At 58.1% G+C, this 24284-nt stretch carries 26 protein-coding genes and 1 riboswitch; of the genes, 21 read left to right on the forward strand and 5 right to left on the reverse strand.

Annotation, left to right across the window (positions count from 1 at the left end; translation table 11 throughout):
• Window positions 1-217: 217 nt before the first annotated feature.
• The 3 genes from M0651_RS23405 to M0651_RS23415 are packed head-to-tail and all read left to right on the forward strand — an operon-like array spanning window position 218 to window position 3641.
• The gene (locus tag M0651_RS23405) at window positions 218-1645 is read left to right on the forward strand and encodes a DEAD/DEAH box helicase (RefSeq protein ID WP_248554076.1); all 1428 of its coding nucleotides are present in this window, start codon (window positions 218-220) and stop codon (window positions 1643-1645) included.
• Window positions 1646-1683: 38 nt separating this feature from the next.
• Window positions 1684-2421 carry an ABC transporter ATP-binding protein gene (locus M0651_RS23410; RefSeq protein WP_248554098.1) on the forward strand — a complete coding sequence of 246 codons (738 nt, stop codon included), beginning with the start codon at window positions 1684-1686 and terminating at the stop codon, window positions 2419-2421.
• Window positions 2422-2423: 2 nt separating this feature from the next.
• Window positions 2424-3641, forward strand: a complete 1218-nt coding sequence (locus M0651_RS23415; RefSeq protein WP_248554077.1) for an ABC transporter permease — start codon at window positions 2424-2426, stop codon at window positions 3639-3641.
• A gap of 67 nt (window positions 3642-3708) precedes the next feature.
• Here the strand turns inward: M0651_RS23415 and M0651_RS23420 are convergent, their stop codons facing one another.
• The 3 genes from M0651_RS23420 to M0651_RS23430 all read right to left on the reverse strand — a co-directional run bounded on the left by M0651_RS23420 (window position 3709) and on the right by M0651_RS23430 (window position 5960).
• Window positions 3709-3819 carry a YjcZ family sporulation protein gene (locus M0651_RS23420; protein ID WP_222860910.1) on the reverse strand — a complete coding sequence of 37 codons (111 nt, stop codon included), beginning with the start codon at window positions 3817-3819 and terminating at the stop codon, window positions 3709-3711.
• 108 nt (window positions 3820-3927) lie between these two features.
• Window positions 3928-5226, reverse strand: a complete 1299-nt coding sequence (locus M0651_RS23425; RefSeq protein ID WP_248554078.1) for an aminotransferase class I/II-fold pyridoxal phosphate-dependent enzyme — start codon at window positions 5224-5226, stop codon at window positions 3928-3930.
• A gap of 113 nt (window positions 5227-5339) precedes the next feature.
• Entirely contained in the window at window positions 5340-5960 is a 621-nt protein-coding gene (locus M0651_RS23430) for a pyridoxamine 5'-phosphate oxidase family protein (RefSeq protein ID WP_248554079.1), read from the reverse strand.
• 135 nt (window positions 5961-6095) lie between these two features.
• On the opposite strand from M0651_RS23430, the gene pdxR reads away from it, so the two are divergent.
• The 3 genes from pdxR (at window position 6096) to M0651_RS23445 (ending at window position 9564) form a co-directional block, all read left to right on the forward strand.
• Complete coding sequence (gene pdxR / locus M0651_RS23435; protein ID WP_248554080.1) at window positions 6096-7574, forward strand: MocR-like pyridoxine biosynthesis transcription factor PdxR; 1479 nt, start codon at window positions 6096-6098, stop codon at window positions 7572-7574.
• Between the two features lie 68 nt (window positions 7575-7642).
• Window positions 7643-8428: a helix-turn-helix domain-containing protein gene (locus M0651_RS23440; protein ID WP_248554081.1), complete on the forward strand. Its 786-nt coding sequence runs from the start codon at window positions 7643-7645 to the stop codon at window positions 8426-8428.
• Between the two features lie 206 nt (window positions 8429-8634).
• Window positions 8635-9564, forward strand: coding sequence for a hypothetical protein (locus M0651_RS23445; RefSeq protein ID WP_248554082.1), 930 nt, complete (start codon window positions 8635-8637; stop codon window positions 9562-9564).
• Window positions 9565-9614: 50 nt separating this feature from the next.
• Here the strand turns inward: M0651_RS23445 and asd are convergent, their stop codons facing one another.
• On the reverse strand, window positions 9615-10415 hold the full coding sequence (asd, locus tag M0651_RS23450; RefSeq protein WP_248554083.1) for an archaetidylserine decarboxylase: 801 nt from the start codon (window positions 10413-10415) through the stop codon (window positions 9615-9617).
• 180 nt (window positions 10416-10595) lie between these two features.
• A riboswitch (TPP riboswitch) is annotated at window positions 10596-10707 on the forward strand.
• 111 nt (window positions 10708-10818) lie between these two features.
• Between asd and M0651_RS23455 the strand changes: the two genes are divergently transcribed.
• From M0651_RS23455 to M0651_RS23465, 3 genes are read left to right on the forward strand one after another with little or no spacing between them, the layout of a single operon-like run.
• Window positions 10819-11430 (forward strand): ECF transporter S component, encoded by a 612-nt coding sequence (locus tag M0651_RS23455; RefSeq protein WP_248554099.1) that lies wholly within the window; start codon window positions 10819-10821, stop codon window positions 11428-11430.
• Window positions 11430-13004: an ABC transporter ATP-binding protein gene (locus tag M0651_RS23460; RefSeq protein WP_248554084.1), complete on the forward strand. Its 1575-nt coding sequence runs from the start codon at window positions 11430-11432 to the stop codon at window positions 13002-13004. Before M0651_RS23455 ends, M0651_RS23460 begins: the two co-directional genes overlap by 1 nt.
• Window positions 13001-13804 carry an energy-coupling factor transporter transmembrane component T family protein gene (locus tag M0651_RS23465; RefSeq protein WP_248554085.1) on the forward strand — a complete coding sequence of 268 codons (804 nt, stop codon included), beginning with the start codon at window positions 13001-13003 and terminating at the stop codon, window positions 13802-13804. The genes M0651_RS23460 and M0651_RS23465 overlap by 4 nt, the downstream gene beginning before the upstream one ends.
• Before the next feature lie 93 nt (window positions 13805-13897).
• Here M0651_RS23465 and M0651_RS23470 read toward each other — a convergent pair whose 3' ends face one another.
• Window positions 13898-15022, reverse strand: a complete 1125-nt coding sequence (locus tag M0651_RS23470; protein ID WP_248554086.1) for a YheC/YheD family endospore coat-associated protein — start codon at window positions 15020-15022, stop codon at window positions 13898-13900.
• A 220-nt stretch (window positions 15023-15242) separates the two neighbouring features.
• Here M0651_RS23470 and M0651_RS23475 point away from each other — a divergent pair, with 220 nt between their 5' ends.
• The 12 genes from M0651_RS23475 (at window position 15243) to M0651_RS23530 (ending at window position 24183) form a co-directional block, all read left to right on the forward strand.
• On the forward strand, window positions 15243-16391 hold the full coding sequence (locus tag M0651_RS23475; protein ID WP_248554087.1) for a glycosyltransferase family 4 protein: 1149 nt from the start codon (window positions 15243-15245) through the stop codon (window positions 16389-16391).
• 198 nt (window positions 16392-16589) lie between these two features.
• Window positions 16590-17417, forward strand: a complete 828-nt coding sequence (locus M0651_RS23480) for a glycosyltransferase family 2 protein (RefSeq protein ID WP_248554088.1) — start codon at window positions 16590-16592, stop codon at window positions 17415-17417.
• Between the two features lie 3 nt (window positions 17418-17420).
• A complete protein-coding gene (locus tag M0651_RS23485) occupies window positions 17421-17597 on the forward strand; it encodes a hypothetical protein (protein ID WP_248554089.1) in 177 nt (58 codons plus the stop codon).
• A 70-nt stretch (window positions 17598-17667) separates the two neighbouring features.
• Entirely contained in the window at window positions 17668-18558 is an 891-nt protein-coding gene (locus tag M0651_RS23490) for a glycosyltransferase family 2 protein (RefSeq protein WP_248554090.1), read from the forward strand.
• Window positions 18555-19304 carry a glycosyltransferase family 2 protein gene (locus M0651_RS23495; protein WP_248554091.1) on the forward strand — a complete coding sequence of 250 codons (750 nt, stop codon included), beginning with the start codon at window positions 18555-18557 and terminating at the stop codon, window positions 19302-19304. Before M0651_RS23490 ends, M0651_RS23495 begins: the two co-directional genes overlap by 4 nt.
• Window positions 19305-19338: 34 nt before the next feature.
• Window positions 19339-20070: a sugar phosphate nucleotidyltransferase gene (locus tag M0651_RS23500; protein ID WP_248554092.1), complete on the forward strand. Its 732-nt coding sequence runs from the start codon at window positions 19339-19341 to the stop codon at window positions 20068-20070.
• 31 nt (window positions 20071-20101) lie between these two features.
• Complete coding sequence (locus M0651_RS23505; RefSeq protein WP_248554093.1) at window positions 20102-21373, forward strand: GT-D fold domain-containing protein; 1272 nt, start codon at window positions 20102-20104, stop codon at window positions 21371-21373.
• Complete coding sequence (locus M0651_RS23510; protein ID WP_248554100.1) at window positions 21363-22688, forward strand: glycosyltransferase family 2 protein; 1326 nt, start codon at window positions 21363-21365, stop codon at window positions 22686-22688. The genes M0651_RS23505 and M0651_RS23510 overlap by 11 nt, the downstream gene beginning before the upstream one ends.
• 125 nt (window positions 22689-22813) lie before the next feature.
• Complete coding sequence (locus M0651_RS23515; RefSeq protein ID WP_248554094.1) at window positions 22814-23101, forward strand: nucleoside-diphosphate sugar epimerase; 288 nt, start codon at window positions 22814-22816, stop codon at window positions 23099-23101.
• Between the two features lie 25 nt (window positions 23102-23126).
• Window positions 23127-23486, forward strand: a complete 360-nt coding sequence (locus tag M0651_RS23520; RefSeq protein ID WP_248554095.1) for an alpha-helical endospore appendage domain-containing protein — start codon at window positions 23127-23129, stop codon at window positions 23484-23486.
• Window positions 23483-23827 carry a hypothetical protein gene (locus tag M0651_RS23525; RefSeq protein WP_248554096.1) on the forward strand — a complete coding sequence of 115 codons (345 nt, stop codon included), beginning with the start codon at window positions 23483-23485 and terminating at the stop codon, window positions 23825-23827. The genes M0651_RS23520 and M0651_RS23525 overlap by 4 nt, the downstream gene beginning before the upstream one ends.
• On the forward strand, window positions 23791-24183 hold the full coding sequence (locus M0651_RS23530) for a FliH/SctL family protein (protein WP_248554097.1): 393 nt from the start codon (window positions 23791-23793) through the stop codon (window positions 24181-24183). The genes M0651_RS23525 and M0651_RS23530 overlap by 37 nt, the downstream gene beginning before the upstream one ends.
• Window positions 24184-24284: the final 101 nt, after the last annotated feature.

Consider the following 24284-nt stretch of genomic DNA (forward strand, 5'->3'; position numbering starts at 1 on the left):
GGATTGTTGCATAAAGTACAACATTTTTGGGGAAACAGATCGTTTAACGCCAAAAATGTTGCATGTAATGCAACAATTCGGAGGTGGGCGGGGCGCCGTCCGTTTCCTGATCGTCTTACATTGAGGTATTCATTTGTTGTGACTCATGCTTATCGCATATAATGAAAATATTGGTATGGGACAACACGTAATATGAAAATAAAGGATGAAATTTTAAATGACGAAAACGACATTTGCCGGACTGGGTATCAGAGAGCAGTTGACGGCAGCTTTGCAGGACTACGGGATATCGGAGCCGTCGCCGGTTCAAACGGAGTGTATCCCCGCAGCGCTGGAAGGTCGGGATATCCTTGCGCAGTCGCAGACCGGCACCGGGAAAACGCTGGCTTATTTACTTCCGTTGCTGCAGCGCATGACGTCCGAGGATAAAACGCTGCAGGGGTTGATATTGGCTCCAACCCAGGAGCTGGCCATGCAAATCCTGCGGGAAGCGGAGAAATACGGCGAGCCGCTGGGCATCCAAACCCAGGCGCTAATCGGCGGCGCGGCAATCAAACGTCAACTGGAAAAGCTTAAGTTGCATCCACAGCTTGTCGTGGGCACGCCGGGCCGAATTCGAGAAATTCTGGCACTTCGAAAGTTAAAGCTGCATACGCTGCGCACCGTTGTCGTCGACGAGGTGGACCAAATGTTCCAGCTTGGCGGCACGGCTGACGTAGAACATATCTTACGCGGGACCTTGCGGGAGCGCCAGCTGATGTTCCTGTCGGCGACGATCAATCCGGAAATCCGGGCGCTGGCGGCTAAAGAGATGAAGGAGCCGCTGGAGATCGGGATCGAGCCGGAGCAGCGGACGTCCAAAACCCTAGAGCATCTTTACTTCGTTTGCGAAGCGCGGGACAAGATCGATATGCTGCGGCGAATCGTACGCCACTTCGAACCGGAGCGGACGATCGTTTTCATTAACCATACCGATCAGATCGCCGAGGTGGAGGGGAAGATGAATTATGTCGGCCTCAGCGCCGGTGCCTTATACGGGGATGCAGACAAAACGGCGCGCAGCCTGACGCTGAAACGGTTCCGTGAAGGTAAGATTCGCGTGCTAGTGGCAAGTGATGTCGCCGCGCGCGGACTGGATATCGAGGAATTGTCACTGGTCGTCAACCTCGACCCGCCGATCGATGCCGAGCATTACGTTCACCGGGTCGGCCGGACCGGTCGGATGGGACGTAAAGGGCTGGCCGTCTCCATCATCACCCCGCAGGAGGAGTTCATCCTACGCAAGTTCTCTCGGGAGCTTGGCATCGAGATTGAACCGAAGGCGCTGTTCGGCGGCAAGCTGGCGGAGGCTGGAGCGGCTCCCTTCAAGCGAACTCGTTCGTCTGGAAGCGGTAAGACGGGGGCAGACGGAACAACCCATCGCGCAAGCTCGTCCGGGACGGCTCGCCGCGTCGGTGTAGAAGGGAATGGCGGACGGTCTGGCAAGCCCGCTCAAATCTCCGGCAAGCCGGGAAGCCGTCCGGCTTCCGGAAGCGGCGAGCCGCGGAAGTCTTCACCGACCGCCGAACGGAAGAAGGAGCGCCTCCAGGACCGGAAGAATAAAGGGGCTCCGAAATGGTTGAAAAATAAGCCGCCGCGCAGTTAGGCGGATTGTGGGAGGCGTTTGGTTTGAATGGAAGTGAAATGCCCGTATTGCAGGTCGAGGAGCTGAGCGGAGGCTACAGCTTGGGGCGGCCTGTGCTTCACGATATCACTTTCGAGGTGAAGCCGGGAGAAATGGTGGGGCTGATCGGACTGAACGGGGCTGGGAAAAGCACGACCATGAAGCATATCCTTGGGCTTATGACGCCGCATCGGGGCGAAATTCTGATCTCCGGCAACTCGCGCAACGAAGCGCCGGAGATTTATCAGTCGCAGCTGGCATTCGTTCCCGAGTCGCCGCTGCTCTACGAGGAACTCACCGTTTGGGAGCATCTGGAGTTCGCCGCCCGCGCTTACGGCGTGGAGCCAGAGGCCTATCGGGAACGGGCGGACCGTCTGCTGAAGCTGTTTCACATGGAGGAGAAGGCGGACAGTCTGTCGGCCCATCTCTCCAAGGGGATGAAGCAGAAGGTGATGATCATGTGTGCATTCGTTGCCAGGCCGCCGCTTTATGTCATCGATGAGCCCTTTCTAGGACTCGACCCGCTTGGTATCCGGTCGCTGCTGGATTTCATGCTGGAGATGAAGCAAGGCGGTGCGTCGATTCTGTTAAGCTCGCATATTTTGTCGACGATCGAAAATTACTGCGATCGCTTTATCGTCCTGCATCGGGGGAAGGTGCTAGCCCAAGGAACGTTGGCTGACATCGGGGGGCAGGCCCAAGCGTCGGGAGCTTCGCTGGAGCAGATTTTCTACGCCTTAGTGAAGGACGGCGAATAACGATGGAGCTTCGAACGCTGCGGAGTCGGCGAAAAGCGGCCTTCTGGGGCAAAGTGCTCCCGTTTTTGCCCTATGTGTTTCAAAGCGGCGTCGCCGTGCTGCTGCTCCTGCTCATGATTGCCTTCTCGGCTTGGTATACGGCATTTCTTCAGCAGATACCGCCCGGCTTGCCGATTCGTTGGATTTTGCTCGCATTATGGGGCCCTCTGACCGTGTACGCTGGGTTTCGAACCTACGCGCAGCCGGCGGACGTGATCTTCTTGTTGCCGCAGGAGACGAAGATCTCTGCTTATTTGGCTCCGGCCTTCCGGAACGGACTCATATTTAAGCTGATCGGACTCTATATCGTGGTGCTACTGGCCTGGCCGTTATATCAGCGAGGCGGTGGGATCATCCATCCCTTGTGGCTGATGCTGCTTGTCCTGCTGCTTCTCAAGGCTTTAAGCACCTACGGAGCTTGGCAAGAGCAGCGTATTACCGGGTCTCGGGCCAGAGCCGGGTTTCGTTACCTTCGCTGGTGCTTTATCCTGTTGATGACCGCAGCCTGGATCTGGCAGCCGGCCTGGAAAAGCGCCTTGTTTATGGCGCTGGTCAGCCTCAATTACGTTTTAATCTTGCGGTTTCCGATGAAATACAAGGTTCCATGGGATAACCTGATCGCCGCTGAACGGTCCTCGGCAGCTCGAGTGATGCTGGTGCTCGGCTGGTTCGTGGACGTGCCAGCAGAAGGCCAGAAGGTGATCCGCCGCCGCTGGTTATCCGGCGTTGGAAACGGAATCCCCTGGCAGCCAGCAGAAGCCTATCGGTATTTGCTCGTCAAAACATTCGTCCGCAGCGAATTGCTTGGCATCGTGCTGCGCCTGACGCTGCTTGGCATGGTGCTCGCCGGTTGGAACGACAAGTCCTGGCTAGGTCCGGTGCTTTATTTGCTGTTTGTGTTCCTGGCGGGTACGCAGCTGGCTTCCTTGCGCCAGGAACACCGCGATTCGCCGGCCGCCTCTTTCTATCCGTTGCCCGCCGGCGCGCGGAAGGCGGCGGCGCTGCGCCTTTGCTCGCGCTTGCTGCTTGCGATAACCGTGCTGCTCTGGCTGCCGATGGCGGTAATTCCGGGCGGGGATGCCGTCTTGACGTTCGGCTCCTTGGCCGCAGGCCTCTTGTTGGCATTTGGCCTGCGTTCCAACTGGGCGCGCAAATGGCGTGAAGAAGAGGATGACGAATAACAAAGCGGACCGTTTCCCGGCAAAGGAAACGGTCCGTTTTTGATTGAAGACTAATGTTAGGATCCTGTTACAGGATGGAACGGCTAACGATAACCAACAGGATAAAGAGAACCAGGATCACGCCAGTGCTCGTGAACAGGCCGCCGTAGCCGCCTCTTACTTCTTCAACTCCGCTCATTTTCATTCCCCTTTCCCATTCAGGCGTAGTGTGATCGTACACCGTATAGTATGAGAAGGGGCGTCCGCGTGCGTGGGCCATCGTGCCATTTCCCGAAGGGACAGCCGCCTATTTGCCTTGCAGGTCTTGTACGCCTTGGTAAATCAGGTCAAACAATTCCTCCAGATTCTCCTCCGCGATGCAGGAGAAGGCGATCCGCAGGTCGGTGTCGCCGAGGGCGATCGTACCGATGCCGTACTGCTGGATCAGATGCAAGCGGAGCGCTTCTGCTGCAACGGTCTTCAGCTTGAGACACATGAAATAGCCGGAATTGAACGGATAGTATTCCCATACGTCCCCGTACTTGCCGCTGTCCAGCAGGGCTTTGACCTTGTTCGCCCGGCCTTTCATGATTTGGAATTTCTCTTCCTTTTGTACGTCAAATTCCGCTGATTTTAACGCGTGCAGCACGAACGTCTGCGAAGGATGAGCGCCGCTGGATATCGTGGCGCGGATGATTCCAAGCGTTTTCTGCTCCAGCGCAGCTAGCAGGGCTTGATCCTCTGCCGCATAGGTGATAAATCCGACGCGGAATCCCCAGACGTATTCTTCTTTTGTCGCGCCGTCCACCTTAATCGGCAAAATGCGAGGATGCAAACCGGCCAGTTTGCCGAATAACGATTCCTTGAGCGAGTCTTCGAAGAATAAGCCGTAATAAGCATCGTCGGTGACGACGACCACGTTAATTCCTTCTTCCGCAGCCGCTTGAATCGCGGCGACGATTTCGCCGCCTTCCTTGGCGCCCGGAGTATAACCGGTCGGATTGTTCGGGAAGTTCAAGATGACGACGGCCTTGCCTTTCCCCTTCTGGGCGAGCAGGGCTTCTCGCAGCCCGGCGCTGTTGAAGGTCATGTCGTCGGTGAACAGCGGGAAATTAACGATGTCAGCGTGACGGCGGATGCCGAAGGTAAGCTCATAATTCTCCCAGTTTTTGTCCGGATAAATGACAACATCGCCTTCTTCGACGAACAGGTCAGCGACGATGCTAAGCCCGTGAGTCAGCGCGTTGGTCACGATCGGTTGGCCGAAGCTCTTACCGGTGAGCGACGGATTCTCCTGAACCATTTTGTCGCGCCAAACGCTGCGTAACTCGGGTTTACCGGCGGGCGGGGCATAAGGGTACAAATCCTGCGGTTTATAAGCGGACAGCGTGTCCTGAATGGCCGCCAGATGCATCGGGCCGCCGTTTTCGATGGCGATGCCGATCGTGGCGTTGTATTTCTTGGCGTGGGCCGAAGCTTCGGCAGATTGACTCAAGATGCCTTCCTTCGGGAAATAGATTTCCTTGCCCAGCGTCGACAGCATGTCATACACGTGCCTGTTGCCGGATTTGACGCTCTCGTTTAACTGCTCCGCGAGTGGGTTCATCTCATTCATCCTTCCAAATCGGTTTGATATTTTAGGACAGTACCGTCTTAAACTGCCTAACATTATATCATTTCGATCCGGGCGCGTCACGGTGAAATCGCGAGGTTTTTCGCCTAATTTTCACGATGCGCCGGACAGTATTTCTTCATAAGAGCGATCGTTTCCGCGTCAAGCTCACCGCCTCGTTGTTCCAGTCCCGAGGTAACTGCGGACAACTTCGGTTCCTTCAGGTTTTGACCGAACTTAAACTTGGCGCTGATCGCTTCCGGTACGATCCGGCATAACGCCACCGCTTTTAGCTCTCCGGCGTAGGCGGGATCGTCCGGTGTGATCGGCGCATAGCCGCCCTCCGGCTGCAGCTTTTCCATAAACAGGGTGAATGCGCGGGCCTTTTCTTCTAGATCGTCCACCTTCTCCACTCGCCCCCGCACCATCACGCTCTTGAAATAAGCGGAAGCCGGGCAGGCCATCTTTGGATCGGTGAAATACGACGGAATGATCGCATACTCTTTAGCGACGGTGAAGCTAACCCGAGAATCACGGGTGAGATGCTTCATTTTTTCCCCTGCCAGACTGCCGTGAAAATAGAAATACTCCCCATCGTATACGAAATTTAGCGGTGTGACCCGGCTCCAACCATCTTCGCCCACCGTACCGAGGAACCCGAAGCTCATCTCCTGCAAAAAATCACGAATTTCGGTGTCTTCCGTTATCCCAAATTCTCTTCTGCGCATTGCTGTTACCCCCTCCGTTGGTTTGACTCCCAGCTTACGCCGAAAATTGACAATACAAAAGAACCAATTTACATTAATTTTAATGGTCCATTTTAGAGAAAGGGCCGAATTCGAGCGTAAAGAGAGGGGACTACGGTGCCGGATTTTACGATTCCGTTAGCGGCATTCAACGAGAAATATCGTTATAAATATTTAGCGGTGTACTATGCGCTTCGCGCGGCGATCCTCGACGGCACGCTGCCGGAGGGCACGCGCCTGCCGGCAACCCGGGAACTGGCCGAATTATATGGCTTATCCCGCGGGAGCGTCTCGCAGGCGTACGACATGCTGCATGCCGACGGCTACGTGCGGACCTCGGTCGGCAGCGGCACGTTCGTCGCCGGCGGCCTGCAGCCGCCGCTAGCAGACGATGGCCCGAAGGCGCCGATCGCGTTGTCCCGCTGGGGGCAGCGCGCGACGGCCGCGATGGCCATCGGCGGAGATGCCGGCGAAGCGCCGCCGCCAGAAGGGGCCCCCGTCCCGATCTCGTACCGGGACGGCGGGCCGTGGGAGGCGCTGTTCCCGGGAGCGGAATGGAACAGCGCCCTTGCCTGGGCGGCGCGCAGCAAGCCCGGCGCCTCCTCGGGCGAAGGCGCGGACCCGGCCGGCGAGCCGGAGCTGCGCGCGGCGATCGCCGCGCATTTGCGGCGCAGCCGCGGGATCGCAGCAGAAGCGGAGCACATCTGCCTCTTTAACGGCTCGATGCAGGCGCTTACGCTGCTGACCCAGCTGCTGCTGGGGGAAGGCGAGCCCGCGGTGCTGGAGGACCCGTGTTACTACGGGATCTCGCGGGCCGTGGCCGCCTGCGGGGGCGTCGCCGTCCCGGCTGCGCTGGACGAAGGCGGCATTGTGCCGCGCGATTGGGAGGCGCGGCTCCTGTTCGTCACGCCGGGTCGGCAGTTCCCGACCGGCGCCGTGCTCTCCCACGCCCGGCGGCGCGAGCTGCTGGCGTGGGCCTCGCGGCGGAACGCTGTCATCGTCGAGGACGACTATGACAGCGAGTTCCGCTGGGGCGGCCGCCCGTTGGAGCCGCTTAAGGCGCTGGACCGCGAGGAGCGCGTCGTGTACGTCGGCTCCTTCTCCAAAACGATGTTCGCCGCCCTGCGGGTCGGCTATGCCGTACTGCCGCGCGCCCTGGTTCGGCCCGTCGCGAGCGCGAAGGCGCTCTACGAGCCGGTGCCGCCGGCGCGGCAGGAGCAGCGGGCGCTCGCCCGGTTCATGCGCACGGGCGGCTACGAGCGCCATCTGCGCCGGATGCGGCGTCACTACGGCGCCAAGCAGGAGGCGTTCCGCCGCTGCTTCGAACAGGAGCTGGGCAAATTGTTTCATCTTCGCCCCGCGGACGCGGGATTGCTGCTGTACGCCGAATGGCGCCGCAACCCGGAAGAGTACGCCGCTTTCCGCGCAGCAGCCGCAGCCCGCGGCGTCCGTTTTCGCGATGCGGCCGTCTACCGAATTACGCCTGGAAGGCCCGCGGCTTGCTTTCCCTTCTCTCATTTGGCGGAGGAGACGCTGATCGAGGGAGTATTTCGAATGAAAGCGGCATGGGAAGATATTCAAAGCCATCGGCTTTAAGGGTATAATAGAGTTAACTAGCTTGTCTTTATTTGTAGCGCGTTATGATATTTTTGGGAGGGAAGGACATGCTTCACGTTTCACCGTCTTCATTCGAATTGAAGCCGGCTTTCGCCAAAATTGTTTGCGAACCCGGATGGAAATGGCACAAACGAGAGAAGCCGCTGCAGAACTATGACCTGTTCTATGTGTGGAGCGGAGAAGGTACGGTTGTCCTGAACGACCAACCCATTCCGGTCAGCAAAGGCAGCTGCTTTCTGTTCCGTAAAGGGGATCATACCAGCGCCACGCATAATCCACAGCGTCCCCTGGTGCTGACGTATATCCATTTCGACGTTCACGAGACCGTAATGGAAGTACCGGGCTCGTACCGTGTGCTGGAGGATACGCTGGATTTCGAATACATGTTGTCACGTTATGTTCGTTTGTTCTTAATGAAGGCGTATGCCGCTGAAGAGGAGGCGCAGTTGATCCTCAAGCAGTTGCTCATACATTTACTCCGTCAAGAACGCCAGGTACCGGTGGAGAAGAAGGTCAGCAACCAGCTGCATGAAGTGATTCATGAGGTGGCCAATTACGTCTTGCAGCATCCGGGGTTGCCTCACAAAGTGCAGGATTTGGCCGCTCGGGCAGGCTTATCCCCGAGGTATTTCTCCATCAAGTTCAAGGAAATTATCGGGATGTCGGTGCAGTCCTACATTATCAAGTCCAGAATCGACCGAGCTCAGCATCTGTTGCTGCACGCCGGTATGAATGTGACCGAGGTCGCCGATGCACTGGGTTATCGGGACATCTTCTTCTTCAGCCGCCAGTTCAAACAATATACGGGAAAAAGCCCGTCGGAAATCCGCTAGGCCGATGAAGCCAAACCCAAACTTAAGTCTATGTAATTCATTTCTGTCAACCGCCGAGATTGATACTCCGGCGGTTTTTTGCTTATGGGCGATTCCCCTTTCCTTGACCAAAGTCTAGGTAACGAACCGGTCCCACGCCCGTGGTTGTTCCCGATCAGCTCGGTATAATTCAGAATAGGTGGAAATTTAAGGAGGACAATTAACTCATGAAACATACATCGAAAATCGCGTGGTTGGCGGCATCAGCCGTATTGTTAGCCCTAGCCGCCGGCTGCGGCCCGGCCGAGAATCAATCGCTGCAGCAGCAATGGGAGCAGACGGTGGGGAACACCGTCGATTCGGTAAGTCAATCCCTCAGCGATACCGCGGCATCCGTACAGCAGTCGGTGGCGTTGGCCGCCGGGGAGTGGAAGGGCGATCTGACGTTCACAGGACGCTCACACGAGCTTTCGACGACAGGGGAAATCGGCACCGCCGACAAACTGCAACTCGAGAATGCCGTGGGCCGTCTTGAGTTGAAGGAAGGCACATCCGATCAAATCGTGGTGAAGGCGACGATCCAGGCTGCAGATTTGCCTGGACGGAAGGATAAGCTGGATCAGTTGTTCGAACAGAGTGAGGTTTCCGTTATCCCTCAAGGGAACATTGCTCAGGTGCGCGTACACGCGAAAGGAGAATCGGATCAAAACCTATGGGATTGGGCTCAGAAGGAGCTGCATTTTACCGAATTCCGTATCGATTATGTCGTAGAGGTCCCCGCTGGAATTCAAGAGTTCGAAGTTACGAACAATGTCGGCGAAATCACAGCGAGCGGGCTGACGGGAACGTATCGACTGAATGGTGATGTGGGGTCGATTAAGGTTGAAGACGCCCGGTTGTCGGGCGAATCTTCGATCTCTACGGCAACCGGCAGCTTGAATTTAGGCATTCTTGCGATGGACGCCGGCAGCCGGCTACAGGCGAATGCCGATGTCGGCAGCATCACGGCGACGCTTGATCCATCGGTAGCTTGCGACCTGGAAACGAGAAGCGAACTTGGGGCCATCAATGGGGTGCCGGAAGGAAGCAGTGAGCGGGGCGGCGGAGGGCCGCTGCTCGCACTGGAGACTTCCATCGGCAGTATCACGGTGCAATAGTGGGGAAGAGCCGCCGGAAGAGAAGCCGGCGGATGTAACCAGATGATGGATCATTTTCCTGCGGCCGCGGGGTTGAAATGGCCCAGCGCTTCTCCCATGCGTACCTTCTGTCCGGGCTCAAGCCCGGGCAAAGGGGTGAAGGTCCCGTTCTGGGTGAGCAGGACAACCGTGGATCCAAATTCGAAGTAAGCCAGATCGTCGCCTTGCTCCCAGCTTTTGGCCGAGGGATCCGTGTATTGGATGCTGCTAACGTTCATAGCTCCCACCTTGACAAGGGCGATCTCTCCGTGGGTGTGGGAAATATAAGTGATCAAGCGTTCATTCCGGCATAAGACCTTCTTCATATGGCGCATGCCGAAGTCGTTGACGGGGTAGACCCGCCCTTTCACATGCTCGCTTTCCAGCTTCTTGCCGGACACAGGCGCATGAATTCGGTGATAATCGGTAGGACTAAGATAAAGAACAAGGGCGTAACCATGTTTGTACGTTTCTACGCGGGGGGAGCGTGACAGCAGTTCTTCCAGCGTATAATCCTGTCCTTTGACGTTTAGAATCGTGCCGGTTTGGACCTCGCCCATAAAGGTAATCAAGGCGTCTACCGGACTGATCATCGTCCCTGGCTCCGCGTGAAGCGGGCGCATGCCCGGTTTTAATTTTCGAGTAAAGAACTCATTTAACGTCCGGTATTCCCGAAGCTCCTTCTCCGCTTCATGCAGCGGAATTCCGTAGGATTTGGCGAAGAAGGGAATCATCGCCCGGCTCAAACCCGAATGGGAGAACTTGCCCATCAATCGGGATAGCCATTTTCGGGAGGACAGTTCCGTCATCCATTTCATCCATGTCGCGGCCAAATAGCATCCTCCTAGTCTGTCCGTTAGTGCTGCGTTGGTTTGATGAATTCGTTGCCACTTCCGCTTATCTTGACACAGAACAGGGCCGAAATCAATACAGCAGGCTGTAACCCCGGTTTACAAAATTGTACAAATTTATGCTTGATGCCGGGGCAAGGTTGGTGTATGTTAATAACAATCGCATAGGGATACGGGGGCTTGAGCGAATCAGGCTGAGATAGCGGCATACGGCGCCGCGGACCGTTAATCTGATCTGGATAATGCCAGCGTAGAGAATCGATCGTCCGGGATTGTATGTGCCCTTGTGCGCTTCCCCGCGACCTGACCACCGTCTGAGCTTATTCAGGCGGTTTTTTTGCGGATGCGATGGATTACAAATGAATGAGGAAGAGGAGAGATGGAAATGGAAATGTTGGAGGTTGTCCGAAAAAGAACGGGCCGTGGCCTAAAGCTAAGCGATCTGTTGGTGACGGTGTTAGTCTCGCTTGTGCTTGGTGTGGTGTACCACTTCTGGAGCTCGGTGTACAATTTGTTCTCGCCCCTGTTCTTCCAGGCGGATGAGTTGGTGTACGGGATGTGGTTCCTGGCTGCAACGCTGGTGTTCCTGCTGATTCGTAAACCGGGGGTGGCGCTGATTGCCGAGGTCGCGGCGGCCCACGTGGAGATTCTATTCGGCAGCGAATGGGGCATTCAGCTTGTCCTGTACAGCTTGCTGCAGGGCTTGGGGGCGGAGCTCGTATTCGCCGCGTTCCGGTACCGGAAATTTTCCGGCTCCGTTGCAGCGCTGGCCGGGATTGGGGCTGCGATTGGCTCGGTGATTCCGGATTTCTTCTACGGTTACGTACAGGATTATGAGCCTTGGCTCTTGACCGCCAAATACGCGATGCGGGCCGTCAGCTCGGCGCTGATCTGCGGTTACTTCGCTTACGCGGTAGTGAAGGCTGTGGAGGCGACAGGAGTGACCACGCTGCTGCGACCAGTTGATCCGAAAGACTACGCGGCGCTGAACGACTGATGCGGAAGGAAATAGCGGCTACGGAGGTACAGGAGCTGCGGTTGAAGTTCCCCGGGGAAGCCGAGTTCGTGTTCAAGGATTTGGACTTCTCGGTACAGCGAGGCGAACATGTGCTGCTGCTCGGCCCCAGCGGGTGTGGGAAATCGACGCTGCTTCAAGTCTTGTCCGGCATCATTCCGGACTTAGTGGAAATCCCGATGCGCACGTCCGCGCAGCAGCTCCCGACCTCGTGGCGGTTTCTTTTTCAGGACCCGGATACCCAATTCTGTATGCCCTATGTTGATGAAGAGCTGGCTTTCGCATTGGAAAACCTGGGCGTATCAGAGTCCGAGATGTCTGCACGGATGGAAGCGGTCTTAGCCAAGGTAGGCCTGGAATTGCCCGAGCTCCACGTGCCGATTGATTCGCTGTCTCAGGGGATGAAACAGCGGTTAGCGCTTGCTTCGGTCCTGCTCGGCGATCCGGAGGTGCTGCTGCTCGACGAGCCTTCCGCTTTACTGGACCCGCAGGGTCGCAAGCAAATCTGGCAAGCGATCGCCAAGGTGGCCGAGGATCGGACCTTGATCATTGTGGAGCACCGGATCGAGGAATTGACGGCGCTGGGACTGGTCGACCGGGTTGTGTTATTCGGACCGGACGGGCGGGTGCTGGGCGAAGGCGCACCGGATGAGGTGTTTGACACGTACCGATCCGAGCTTGCAGAGTTTGGCATTTGGTATCCCGGCGTCTGGGAAGAATACTTTGCCTCGGAAGAGGGCCGTCGTTTGCTGGAACCGGCCAGGAACGTCCGGAGTACGAACGGCCCTGGCACGGTGGAGTTGAGGAATTTTCGCGGATTCAGGCAAGGGCGTCCGGTCATTGAAGCTCCGCAAGTCACGGTAAGGCCGGGCGATTGGATCGCCGTCACAGGGCCAAACGGCGCAGGGAAGAGCTCGCTGCTGCTTAGCTTGATCGGCCTGCTCCCGACAGAGGGCATTTACATGCTCCAGGGAGGCCGGATGGAGACAGGGAAGCTGAGCAGCCGTGCCCGCAGACGGCAGTTGGAGCGGACCTCGCGTGAAATCGGATTCGTGTTCCAGAATCCAGAATTCCAGTTCGTCGCGGATCGGGTGGCGGATGAAGTAGCCTTTTCGCTGCGGGAAGACGGGCTTGGCACCGAAGTCGTCCACGAACGGGTACAGGTGTACTTGAAGCAGTTCGGCCTAACCGGCTTGGAGGGGCGTCATCCTTATCAGCTGTCGCTGGGGCAGAAGCGGCGGCTCAGTGTGGCCGCGGCGGCGGTGCGCGAACAGCGGCTGCTGCTGCTCGACGAGCCGACCTTCGGCCAGGACGCAGCGAATACGTTCGCCATCCTGCAATTATGCGAAGAGCTGCGTCGGCGCGGGACGGCGATCCTGATGGTCACGCACGAGGAACGGATCGCCGAGCAGGTGGCCACACAGCATTGGGAGGTGCGGGACGGACGTATCATCTCGTTGCGAAAGACTCCCAGGGCGGCGGATCCTCTGGCGGAACCTTTCGCCGAGCGAGAACAACGAGGACGGCCCGAAGCAGAGGCGGTGATGACGAAATGAGGAAATTCTTAACGCCGAAGCGGCAGACCTGGCTGCACCGGGCGAACCCGGCCGCCAAGCTGGCGTTGATGATCCTGTTATTTCTGTTGACGTTATTTACACATCGTTTGGATTTTATCTTCTATCAGGCGATCTTGTTTACGTTGCTGCTATTTCTGTTCAGCGGGTATGAGACTTGGAAAATCGCTTTGCTTATCCTCCCCTTCGCCCTCATCTTTGCCTCTTCGGCGGCGACGATGATCTTGTTTGGCAAAGGCGAACAGGTCTGGTGGGCATGGGGATTGTTCCGCATTTCCGAGGAAAGCTTCTTCCGGGGGATCCATATCGGGCTGAAGGCGGTGGCTTTCGCCGCCGAAGGGCTACTGTTCGTGTTGACTACGCCGTCGGTCGCCTTGTTTTACGCGTTGATGCAGCAAGCGAAGCTGCCGCCGAAATATGCGTACAGCTTCATGGCCTCGGTCCGGCTGCTCCCCATGGTCTGGGAGGAACTGCTCGTCCGTCGCAATGCGCTGCTAATCCGCGGCGTTCGCCGGCCGCAAGGGCTGGCCGGACTCGTCGCCCAAGCCAAGCTGTATGCCGTACCGCTGTTATCGCAGAGCATCCGCCGGGCGCATCGCGTCGCTGTCGCCATGGAAGCCAAGGCGTTCGACGGGAATCGGCCTCGCACGTATTATTACCGCACCGCCTATTCGCGGTACGATGTGCTGGTGCTGCTCCTCTTGGTCTTTGTCGCAGCTGCGGCTTATACGCTGGCACTGCTGTACCCGCCATTTCACATCGCGGATGTTCGCTATCATTAACTCTCATGAAATGAATCGAAGGGGCTTATTCCTCCGGAAACCACGATAACGGGTTCTGAGGAATAAGCCCCTTTGGTATGCGCCAACGCCTGTCTATTCGGATGCGTGCTGTGGCGTAACGTTCCGGTGAACGGAATGCCCGAGCAAGTAACGGGCGTAGGCCATGGGTTGGCGATAGGTATCCTTCCATACCTCGGACAGGCCGGCTTTACGGAAGCCGTAACGTTGGTCACGCCCATTGCATTCAATAAAATAAGGACGCCCGATGGCGGTTAGGCCGATGTCCAGCCCCAGATCGGCGAGGAGCGGCAGCTTAGCGCCCAGGTGGTTTGAGATTACCAGGGCCAGGTTCTCTACGTCAGCCAGGGCCGAAGATACGATCTCCTCCGAGAGGGCCTTGTCTAACAGCTCTTCGGCGGGGAGGGCTTCGCCGCCCTTGGCGATGTTGCAGACGAAGCTGCCTGCGGCGGCGACTTTGGCGAAACGCCCCGTCACGCCCCATTCGCCTCGGCTCCCCCGCTGCACGGTGATCCGCAGATCAATGGGGCGCCCTTCGTACTCCGCTAGCGGAATACGTTCCTGCACCAGATAGGGCGTACGCCGCAGGATGCGCCGCGTCCATGACGGCAATTCCCTCCGCTGGAGCCGTACGGTATTCCATCTCTGCTTGTTCATCGGCGAAGCATAAGTAAGTTCCCAACCGGACGACGGCGTGTAACGCAATCGCATGACGCCGTGGCCAACGGAGCCGCGAATCGGCTTCAAGATGAGATCGGGATGGCGAGACATCATCCTCCGCAAATTCCCGGAGGTCAGCGGCATTGCTGCCGGAAGGTACTCCTGTAATTGAGGAGCGTTCCAGAGCAGGCGGTGGATGAAGTCTTTCCCGTAACGATTATTTACGTTAAAGACGGTGATCCCCCGGTTCTTTAGGGATTGGAGTTTTTGATGGGCCGCGATTCGGGGATAAAGCGCACGGTTATGGATCACCGAGGGCAAGGGCAGCTTTTGTTCGACATATTCGATGCCGTTATATACATACGCGACACAGCTATTCCCTGCCGAATCGATACCACCCAGACGCAAGAAAACAGGGGTTAATCCATATTCCCGCGCCGTTTCTTCATACCCTGCGATCCACTCTTGGCCGGTTCTGTGCGTTGGGATCCCCCGGTACATGCTAGAATTCAGCAAGATTCCGACAGTGTCCTGACTCAAGTGGTGTCCTCCTTCCCATGCTTCTTCCTCCAATGTATGTTGTCCCGGGTAAAAAGAGTGGACGACTGTGCTGCGACAGCCGCCTGTTTTCGGGCGATCACCGGGAGGGGGCAGCGGTGGCGAATTGGGCTCATCTTCTGCAAAGGAGTCACATTTGCCGGATCGGTTTCGTATATTTAGGATAACGAATACAGCGAAACGGTAAGGAGGGAGACTTCACATGGATCGGGATAAAGTCGCGGTCATCGCACCTGGCGCCCTGGCGGCATCTTCAGGGAAACAACAACCGGCGGAGAGGGTGCTGGAGCGGATGATTCCTCACGCGGCGGAGCAATTGCATATTCGCATCTTCGGCATCGCGGACGGACATTTACCGTCGCAAGGCTGGATCGGCAGCGTTCCCTTTTACCGCCTTCCGGGGGGACGGAACTACTTGGAGTCGCTGCTGCGGCATTTGCGCAAGTGGCGTCCGGACACAGTGGATGTACACGGCCGGCCATTGCTGGCCTGCCACCTGAAAGGACGGCTTCCGCTTTCCCGCGTACTGTTAACAATGCCCTCCGCTCCGGTCTTCTCTCCTTCCTGTCATCCCAGAGCGTGTACCCCGCATGTTCTGGAAAGCGTGGATGGCCTGATCGTCAGCAGCGAACGAGCCAAGGCTGAGCTACTGGCGCATTTCCCCTCTTTACTCACCCCGGTTTGGGTTAATCTGCCGGGGGCCAGCTTGGAGGATCACGTACCGCGCTGGACGTTGGACGGGGAACAGCAACGCCGACAACGGCTGGTCGATCTGGGGTGGGCGGACCGCAAAATCATCCTGTTGGCCGGCTGCTTCCCCGCTCCGGGCGAACAGAGCCGGATTGCCTCGGCGCTCTCTGACGTTTTGAGCCGAATTCCAGAGGTGATGATGGTGTTCCTTGGCTCCGATGTTCCCGGCTCGCTGCGCGGATATCAGGAACTCGCCGCTTATTATCCGGAACGAATCGCCAACTTGCCGATCACCAAAGCCGGTCCCCATGCGGACGGATATTCTTTAGGAGATTGTTTGGTTCTCTTGCCTGGCGATGAAACGGCGTCGATGTCAACCCGTATTGAAGCGATGGCCGCGGGTGTGCCGACCTTGGATGCCAGCGACTCTCCAGTGATCGAGTTTGCTGCAGACGGCCTCCTCGCTGGTGGCCCGGAAGCGAGCCTAGCGGACCGAATCGTCTTGCTGCTGCAGGACGAGGAGCTAAGCCAAGTCTTGGGCCGTGCCGGCCGGGAGATCGTTCGCCGCCATTATCGCTGGGAGCATGCCGCTGACCGTTGGGTGGACCTCGTGCGTGCCGGGAGAGCTCAAACCGTAAGCCGCCGCAGCGTCAAACACTGAAACCGGCCAACAGGCCGCAAACCAACCCATCTATGGAAACGCCGAAAGGCGTTTTTTCTTTGTTTTGCGGCTGGGTCGGGCGGAGGGGCCTTTGCCGCATTCGTGTGGACAGCTGTACGTTTGCCGTTACCAGCCCCCCGGCATCACATACACTGTGGTATATGCTCCGGTATTATCATGTTTTGGGAGGAAATCGATGTGGTCAAAAAACGCAAGCCGCGCATCCGACTGAACCGCAAACCGATTCAGCGTAAGCCGACGTTACCGCGTTTGGTCAATCATGAGGACCCCATGGTATCCATCATCATCCCGGCGATGAATGAAAGGGCGACGCTGGCCGGCGTATTACGTGAAGCGGGCCGGGTGCATCCGCGCAGCGAGACGATCGTCGTCGCCAACGGATCGACCGACGGGACAGCCGAGCTGGCGAAAGCCAGCGGCGCCCGCGTGATCCGAACCCCGGAGCCGCTGGGGCATGATGTTGGCAGACGTGTTGGCGCGGAGGCCGCTCGCGGCCAAGTGCTGCTGTTCATAGACGCCGACATGGTTATTCCGGCTCGGGAGCTGCGCCCTTATGTCAAGGCGGTGCTAGCCGGCGTCGATGTTGCGCTAAACGGCTATTCGGGTCCAGCGGACCGGAAGGAGGCCCATCCGGTCGTTCTGGCCAAACACGTCCTGAACGGTTTATTGCATCGGTCAGACCTGAGGGGGGCTTCCCTGACGGCGGTCCCGCATGCAATGAGTCGGAAGGGGATGGAAATCATCGGTTTAGACGCCCTGGAGGTTCCGCCACTGGCCTTGGCTAAGGCGGTGCGGCTCGGGTTAAACGTACAGGCGGTTCATACCGTTCCTGTCGGGAAGCTGAACCCTGCCCGGGGACGGATGCAGAACAAGGGGAAACGCGTTGATCCGCTGACAGCCCTGGTGGCAGGGGATCATTTGGAGGCCATTCATTGGCTGCTCCGCCAGCAGGGTCCGCGCGGGGGATACGGCGATCTAGGCCGGCAGCGCGGCAAGGTGAGGTGATACATGGATGGAAACAAAGCAATCGATCAGGCCGCGCCGGAGACGAAAAAGCGGATTTCGGACTCGCCCGCGTGGAAGTACTGGTCGCATGAAGAAGGGTTTGGCCCACAGAGGCAGCCGTCTAGCACGGCCGTCCGTCAGGAAGGGGCAGCCATCCGGCGGCTCGATGGTACGCCTTAAATCGAGGGCTCTAGCCGCAGGTGCTAGTGCAGCAGCGGAGCATGACAGGGGGGAGGCCGACTCGCCCCACATGCAGGTTTGCTTTCGAGAATGGGCCCGAGCGGAGCGGCTGGACCATAAACCTATTGGGACCATATTAGCGGCTTCCTTGGCGTATCGTCGCGGTTATGCGGCCGCTGCCGGACTGAATACGCCGTGGATCCCGCTGCCGCTGAGCGGGAGCGCCTCGGCGATCGTGACCGCGAGCAATGAGGAGAAGACGCTGCCTGCCGTCGTGGCGGAGCTTCGCAAGCTGCCGCTGCAGGAAATTATCGTCGTTCTGAACGGCTGCAATGACGGCAGCTTCACCGCGGTGGACCGGGATCCTCGAATCACACGACTCAGCTTCCCAGAACGTTTGGGCCATGACGTGGGCCGAGCGATCGGGGCTGCGGCCGCTACCGGGGATATCCTGCTCTTCACGGACGGGGATCTGAGCGTCGCTGCAGAGGATTTAGCCGCCTTTCTCATTGCCATCGACCAGGGGGAGGACTTGGCGTTAAACGATTTGTCGCCTTATCTCCCGCCTTTCTCACAGCAGGATGAGGTGACGCGCTGCAAGGCCTTCCTTAACTTGGCGCTGGGGCGCCCGGATTTAAAGGCGAACTCGCTGACCGCGGTGCCGAATGCCCTGTCCCGCCGCTTCTTGCGGACGGTGGGAACCGCCGCGCTGATCGTTCCACCGAAAGCCCAAGCGCTGGCTTTAGCCCGCGGTTTGAAAGCCGTCGCGCCCATTTCCGTGGACGTCATTCGCAAAAACCGCATTCGCACCAGCAACAGCGGAACGGGTAACGCGGTCGCGCAGATGATTGTCGGCGATCATATAGAAGCGCTCGGCGAGGTTATGAAGACGGAGGGCGTCCGGCTGCGCTTCACCACACTCGGACGAAGTGAATTGGCGAAAATGAGGAATGCTCGATGAGCGGAACCGGGATCACGAGCATCATTATTCCTACTTATAATGGATTGCACTTACTCGCCCCTTGTGTGGCGGCGATTCGCCAGTTTACGGATACACCTTACGAAATTATCGTCGTGGATAACGGCTCCGAGGATGACACCGCGTCGTTCTGTCTGAAGGAGCGTCTGATTCTCGTGGCGCTCCCTCGCAATGAAGGGTTTCCGGTTGCTGTGAATCGGGGGTTGTCCGTCGCTTCAGGCGACCAGCTACTCATCTTGAATAACGATGTCACCGTCTCTCCGCGATGGCTCTCTAACCAGTTGCAGGCGCTGCACAGCGCCGCCGATGTCGGACTTGTCGGCCCGGTGACCAATTATGCCAGCGGTAGGCAACAGGTTGTCATCGACTGGGCGGAGGGCGAGGACTTCGCGCAAGCGGCGGAACGCTATAACCACTCTGACCCTTCCAAATGGCAGGATGTCCAGCGACTTGTCGGGATGTGCTTGATGTTTAAGCGAGAGGTCTTGGAGCGGGCGGGGTTCTTCGACGAAGGTTATTCGCCCGGTCATTATGAAGACGACGATTTCTGCTACCGCGCGCGGCAGTTGGGCTATCGTCTGCTCATTTGCGGGGATACGCTGGTGTACCATGAAGGCAGTTCCAGCTTTAGAGCCCAACATCCGGAGGGGTGGAATGAACTCCTTGAACGGAACCGTTTACGGTTTATCGAGAAATGGGGAGTGGATCCCTGGCAATTTATCTCATGAGACATTAAATCTTTGGTGCAGGGGAGGAGCGTTCATGAAAGGCGTGATTTTGGCGGGGGGCAGCGGCACGCGTCTATACCCGCTGACCCGATTGATCAACAAGCATCTGCTTCCGGTCGGGAATTATCCGATGGTCTGTTACGGCATAGAACGGCTGCGTCAAGCTGGAATCACCGATATACTCATCGTGATCAGCAAGCAATCGGCCGGCCTGTATGCCGACTTCCTCGGCAGCGGAGAGAACTTCGGCGTGAACCTGACGTATCGCGTTCAGGAGTCGGCCGGAGGGATTGCCGAGGCCTTAGAGTTAGCCGACGGGTTTATCCCACCCGGCGGAAAATTCGTCGTGCTGCTAGGCGACAATCTGTTCCTGGACGATTTGACGCCCTATGTGGAGAGATTCAAACAGCAGCCGCCAGGAAGTGCGCGCGTGATGCTGAAGCCGGTGGACGACCCGCGGCGTTACGGCGTACCGGTGTTCGCCGAGGACGCGCCGGACCATATCGCTTATATCGAAGAGAAGCCGAAAAAACCGAAATCCAAGTTTTCGGTCACCGGCATTTACATGTACGATGACTCGGTGTTCGACATCATCCGCAGCATCGATCGTTCCGCCCGCGGGGAGTTGGAGATCACGGACGTGAACAACCGTTATGCGCGAGACGGCATGCTGGAATTCGACGTTCTCCAGTTATGGTGGGGGGACGCAGGTACGTTAGAGTCGCTGCAGGAAGCCGGTATTCATATGAAAGGCGTACTTCCCTAAATGATGAGGGAGGCTGGAAAGGAGGCACGGGATGGCTTCACGCGACGACAATTCAGCCGGACGGGGCCGCAAGGCCCGCCGCCGACAAGGTGGGGGCAAAGCGGCCGCAGCCGCGGCGTCCCGCCGCTCCGCCGACCGGGGGAAGGCCGGCCGTGTTGCCCGTAACGCCGTCAGCAAAGGCCCGCATTCCCGGCGGCGGGGTAGCCACCGGCGCCTGACCGGGCGCCGCGGAACCCGCTTGGCCGCATGGCGGCGAGCCCAGCAGGCCGCAAGCCGCACGGGCGGTGCGGACAATCCAGGTCGCAGCCCGGGAGGGGCCGCGGCGGCGGCGGCGCTCAACCCGGGTGCGGTAACGCCGGTGCCGCTGCAACTGCCCGAGTCTGAACCGGCAGGCGACTCCGAGGCCGTTTGGTCTGCGGCCGAAGCGGAGCGGGTCCGCGCTGCCGCTTATGAGGAAGGCTACCGCGAAGGCTTGTTCCAAGGCGGGGAAGCCAAGCTGGGCCGCTTGATTCCCTGCCATACCTTGCTGCCTGAGCTGCGGGTGGACGACGTTATCGCCGCAGGGTTCCCTGCCGTGGCCGCACGGCTCCACCCGCTGCTCACGCCGGCCGGCGTATTTGCCGCCGCTAACGAGGCGCTGCGGGAAGGCCGGCCGCTGTCCGTCGTCCGCCTCGGCGACGGGGAGCTGATTACTCTGGCGCACGGGACGGTGATCTCGATCGGGGAAGCGCTTCGCTGGGGCGCTTTCTTGCCCTATGCGGGCGTGCATCTGCCGGACCCGGCCGCGCGAGAGGCATTGGCAACCGCAGTGCGGTCCGCCGATATCATTGGGGTACCGGAATCCCGGCATCCATCCTATCAAGGGTTATTGTTCCCTGTGCTGCACCATTATGGGATCGACTACCGCACTTTAAGACTGACCACTTCGACCGTGAATTACGAAATGAATACCGCCGGTTATTTGACGAGACTGTTGCAAGGTCGGCGCGTCCTGCTGATCGGGAACCAGGCGGAGGCGCTGGCGGGATTTCTTGGGCAGCGCGGCGTGAACGTGGTTGGTTGGCTTGCCCCGGTTCGAGGCGTGGCGGATGCGACGGAGATTGCCATGCGTGTCCGGGAATTTCCAGACTTTGACCTGGCTTTGGTGGCCGCCGGTGTGGCAGCCGTCATGATATGTGTGCAGCTGTCCAGAGAGTGGGGCAAGGTAGCGCTGGATTTGGGTCATCTGGCTGATAAACTGATACAAGGCGAGGCGGCGTGGCCGCAGCTCGGGGAGGTGCACACCGGTGCAAATGGAGATTGACGGGGGAACCCATACGCAAGCGAAGCGCGTTTCGGGAACCTACGAACAAGGGTACGCCGCCGGCTATGCTCACGGGGTCCGCGAAGGCCTCCAGACGTTTGGTACGGGCCAGGATTTAACGAGTATCATTATTCCGACTTATGATCGCATAGACCTGCTGCTGCAGTGCTTGGATCATATTGATACATTCACGTTGTCCCCGTATGAAGTCATCGTCGTTGACAACGGCTCGACCGACGGTACGGCTGCGGCGGTACGGCGGCGGCGCGGTCGGGTACGGCTTGCGGTGCATCCGCAAAATTTGGGATTCGCCCGCGCCGTGAATACCGGCTTGATGATGGCCAAAGGAGATACGATCGTACTGTTAAATAACGACGTGTTGGTTACGGAGAGCTGGTTGGATCAGCTGTTGACGTGCCTCCGGCAATTTCCGGAGGCTGCTGCAGCAGGGCCTGTCACCAATTACATCAGTGGCGAACAGCAAATCGACGTTCCCTATGAAGATGTCGCAGATATGCCGGCTTTCGCCGCCAAGCACAACCAGTCCGATCCTCTAAAGTGGCGCGTGACCGACCGGCTGGTGGGTTTCTGCGTTGCGTTTCCGCGTACGACCTTGAACCAAATCGGTTATTTTGACGAGGGGTACGAAATCGGGAACTTTGAGGACGATGATTGGGTCGCCCGTTTGCGCCTGCAAGGGAAGAAGATGGTGATCGCACGGGACACCTTCGTCCATCATTATGGAAGCATGACGATGAAAAGCTTGGGATCCCAAGGCTTCCAAGAAGTCAACACCCGTAATCACCATTTTTTCAACGAAAAGTGGGGAGATCTGCACGCACTGTATACGCGGATGCCGGCATGGCGCGGGGAGCGGACGCTGCAGGCGGCGGATTTCTTCCCGACCCATGTGCGGGTTCGGGACGCGAACGGCGGCGTGCACTGGTTGGAGCACGGTGTTCGTCATCAGTTGCACCAGGCCGGTTCCCCGGTTCCGCAGCCAGAGCCGGCGCGGTTGTCCGTGCTAGATCTGCTTCAGCTGCCAGCTGAGCCAAGCCGTTCGTCGGATGAGTTGGCTGGGCTTAGCGGCGGGGCACCGTCTGAGGCTGGTATCGCCGACGGCACTGTCGCTGTCTGCGGCGGACGGTGGTATCAAATCGATCGTGGGCAGCGGCGGGAGATTATCTCGGTGTACACACTGCACGCATGGGGACTTGCGTCTAACTACGCCGACGTTTCGGAAGAGATCGTGGCCGCTTATTCTGAGGGGCTGCCGATTCTGCCGCCACCGCGGATCGTGAGTGAGGATTTATAGGCCGGAGAGGGCCGTTTCCCCAGGAACGCGCTTATTCGTACCGGCATATGTTAATGCAGGACATCTGAGGGGCCGGTGTCCATTTCCTGAAGCAAAAGGCCGGTCTTAAGCGGGGAGGAGTCAGGGTGGAACAGAAAATTTCGGAGATCATCGTGCACATGGCCCACTCTCATCAACAGATGGCGCGGGTGATCGATGCCGATCGGCAGGTTGCCGTGCGCATGGCGCAGATCGTGCACGCGATTCCTGACGCCGAGCCGGCGTTCGATGGAACGTCCGGCATTTTGGAGAATACGGGTCGGATCAACAAAAGCGTGATCTCCTATTTAAATGCGATTGCCGATTTGCAGGAGGCGATGGCGGAAAATTTGGGTGTTGTCATGAAGCAACTGAAAGGCCATGAGGAAGAGTGAGGTTAAAGAAGCGGGGTATGATGCCATGAGCAGGGAACAGGCCTACCTGAACATACTGGATGCGGCTGCCAAGATCCAGTGGAATGTCGCGATGATTTTGGAAGCCAAGGCCGTTGAATCCGAGAAGGTGCGCAACTGGATTTTGAATCATGTGCTGGAGAGCAGTTTCGAAGACCATGAGAAGCAGCTGGGAGACCCGCTGGACGTTCACGATCAGCTCGTGGAGGTGATCGAGGGATTGACCAAGCTGCAAAACGGGCTTTGCAGCAACTTGAAAACGATACTGCCGCCCGAGGAAGAGGAAGGCGGCGGCGACAGCGGCCTTGATGGCAGTTTTAGCGGTATGTTCGGTGGCGATTTCGATCTGGAGGATTCAAGCAAATGACCCTCTTTCCCCTACAGGCCGGGGAGGAGGCCAAACTTCGGTTGATCGATGCGATTAGCCAGAGCCAACTGGCGATGGCACGAATTCTCGGCAGCCTCGCCGATGTGACCGAATTGTCCCCGGACGCCGCCAGGCATATTGCCGGTAATATCGATAGATTAACGAAATATCAGGAAGCGATGGCCCGCACGGTCAGCGGGTTGACTTTTCATCGCATCAAATACGGAACTCCTTCGCCGCCGTGGATGATGGACGCTTGTTATGCTGCATACAACGCTACCCGAGGAGAACAGGAGGAAGAAGGATGGCAAAAACCAAACTCCGGCGCACCCGCCGTGTGAAACCGCGCGCGCTGAGAAAAATCAGGCCCCGCAAGAAACGGAAGCTGTCTCTGCGCCGGGGGAGCAAGCTGACCTCTGCCCGCCGCAAACGGCGCAAGGTGGTGCATAAGCTGCGTTCACGCCGCAGCAGAAGAAGAGGGAGACATCGGCGCGCGGTTCTGCCGGTCCCCGCAGCTGTAGTTCCTATGCCTGAGCCGGTTGCCGTTGCAGAACCTATTGCCGCCCCGCCGGCCACGCCCGAAGACGCCGTGGTATACGATCAGGCCTATAATGAGTCGTATCAAGAAGGATTTAACACGGGTTTCGCCCAAGGTTACGAGGACGGGCATAAACTGGCCTATAAGAATCAAATCTAGCAAAAACGCTGTCGGTGATCCGGCAGCGTTTTTTTCGTAGTACGCCCAGCATGAGCGTCATCTCTAGGGTGAAAGTCACGAACGGGGGCTGGCAAGCGCCA

It is taken from the genome of Paenibacillus mellifer (assembly GCF_023195895.1).
Taxonomy (GTDB): Bacteria; Bacillota; Bacilli; order Paenibacillales; family Paenibacillaceae; genus Fontibacillus; species Fontibacillus mellifer.